Consider the following 2175-nt stretch of genomic DNA (forward strand, 5'->3'; position numbering starts at 1 on the left):
TTATAATCAGCGAAGAATTCAAAAAGGCTTGGATTTTAAGACACCAAATCAAATGGCAGAAGACTTTTATCGGTTAGCTGCCTAGAATCTCCCAAGTGAAAGTCTCCTGCTAATTCAGCACACATCACTGTTGATAAATTTTCTAAACAAAAAGGATCAAACTAATCTATAAGCTTTGTGGGTTAGAAAAAAAATAACTCACTTTGCATTGATCATATTTAAATTCTTGTTTTATCCATAGCACTAACCTATTAATTTTAAAAAATAATAGGTACTGGCTAAATAGCAAATCGATACATATCTTTTTCATAGAGGAAATATGATTTTAGTAAGTTCTTGTCTGGCTGGCTTAAAGGTACGTTATAACGGGACGCATAGCTTAAACGAAAAAATCGAAAAATTAGTCAAAGATGGAAAAGCTACTATGGTATGTCCAGAGATTCTTGGCGGTTTATCAACACCACGCGAACCTGCCGAGATTTCGGGAGGTAATGGCGATGATGTCTTAGATGGAAAAGCCTGTGTAATTGAAAAATCAGGAAAGGATGTGACTTCAATCTATATTGAAGGGGCATATAGAACTTTAAAAAAAGTTCAATTATTAAAAGCTACTCTGGTAGTGCTTAAAGAAAATAGCCCTTCATGTGGTAGTTCAATGATTTACGATGGTCAATTTAATGGGAATAAGATCTATGGCAATGGAGTTACCTCCGCTTTGCTTAAACGTCATAATATAAAAGTCATTTCAGAAGAAACTTTTTGGCAACTTTTACCCTAGTTCCTCCGCTTTTATTTAAAATCTTCATGCAACTCCAACCACGCCCCCCTTTGCAATATCAAGTCTCTTCGGTATTTAGAGATATAGTGAGGTAATAATCTAAGAAGCATATCCATTACTTCCACATCAGTTAAAAAGTAGTGGTTCAATTTTATGCTGTAATTCTTTAACAATTTTAGCAAGCTGATCATGTAAAACTAACCAACATTGCTCATGACCTTGCCCAATATATTCATCTATTATGAGTTGCAAAATGTCTTGATCTATCTGACTTAAGAATTCTAAAAACCATGTCGCAGCAACATCCTTGGCAACTATTGTTTTATGATCTAATGTATAAGCTATACGGCATAGCGCTAAAATTTGATTACATTCATCCTGATCGTCTTTCCAATGAGCAATAATTTGTGGATAAGTTTTTTGCATGGCAAATATTAATTGTTCATAGCTAATTGGATTTAACCAATCGCAAATATCAGGTCCAAAGATAGTAATGTTATGTAATTGGGCAGTTTTAAGTAAAATACTAATATCTGGATCAGATTGACTATAAAGTAATTCACCTTTGAGTAATTCTTCTCTCAACCACTCGCCATATTGTAGCTGATATGTATATGGATGATTTTTATTGGTAATACTCCCTTTTTCTAATATCGTAATTTCTAAGGCACGCGCTGTAGCATGACCAATCGGAACAGATATATTTAGAAAATTCTGCGCTAATTGTTTTCTTTCCTGATCGGTAATTTCACGTTCAATAATAACTAAAATATCAAGATCACTTTTATGTTTTAAACCACCATCAACATACGAACCATATAAATAAATAGCATAAAGCTTATCTTTAAAATTTTTTTGTAAAAGCTGTTTTACACTTTCAACTTGGCGACACTCTTCATCATTTAAGCTTTGCATATGATTTTTAATTTAAAAAAATAAGTAATGAATTCATAGAGCATTATACAGAATAAGTGTAAATAATTTAATCAATTAGTAAATAACATACTATTTTTACAATATATTTACTTTCAATATAGAGTTTAATACATAAAACTCTATCAATCAAAAAAAGCTTGAAACAACATCTGAATAGTAAGAGTCATTTCCTCCTCACTTAGAGATGGATCCGGAAATTTGAACAACTCCTATAAGTGATACTCTGCTCCTCAAATGATGTTATAAACATCAATATATGGAGTATTTTATGGCACGTAGACCAAGAAGAAATCATTCAAACGACTTTAAGGCTAAGGTAGCACTTGCTGCGATCAAAGCAGAAAAAACACTTGCTGAATTGAGTTCTGAGTTTGATGTTCATCAAAACCAAATTATTGACTGGAAAAATCAATTGATCTCAGCTTCCTCACAAGCTTTCGATCAATCAAAAGCTCCATCAG

General features: G+C 32.6%; 3 protein-coding genes. 2 read left to right on the plus strand and 1 reads right to left on the minus strand.

Going from position 1 to position 2175, the window contains the following annotated elements:
* The first annotated feature begins 319 nt into the window (after positions 1 to 319).
* Positions 320 to 778, plus strand: coding sequence for a DUF523 domain-containing protein (locus FTU06_RS16620; protein WP_077170035.1), 459 nt, complete (start codon positions 320 to 322; stop codon positions 776 to 778).
* A 126-nt stretch (positions 779 to 904) separates the two neighbouring features.
* On the opposite strand, the gene FTU06_RS16625 is transcribed toward FTU06_RS16620, so the two are convergent.
* Positions 905 to 1693: an aminoglycoside adenylyltransferase domain-containing protein gene (locus FTU06_RS16625; protein WP_038350081.1), complete on the minus strand. Its 789-nt coding sequence runs from the start codon at positions 1691 to 1693 to the stop codon at positions 905 to 907.
* Between the two features lie 277 nt (positions 1694 to 1970).
* Between FTU06_RS16625 and FTU06_RS16630 the strand changes: the two genes are divergently transcribed.
* The coding region (locus FTU06_RS16630; RefSeq protein ID WP_180147622.1) for a transposase at positions 1971 to 2175 on the plus strand (205 nt) is incomplete at its 3' end.

Source organism: Acinetobacter sp. YH12052 (genome assembly GCF_013419835.1).
GTDB lineage: Bacteria > Pseudomonadota > Gammaproteobacteria > Pseudomonadales > Moraxellaceae > Acinetobacter > Acinetobacter amyesii.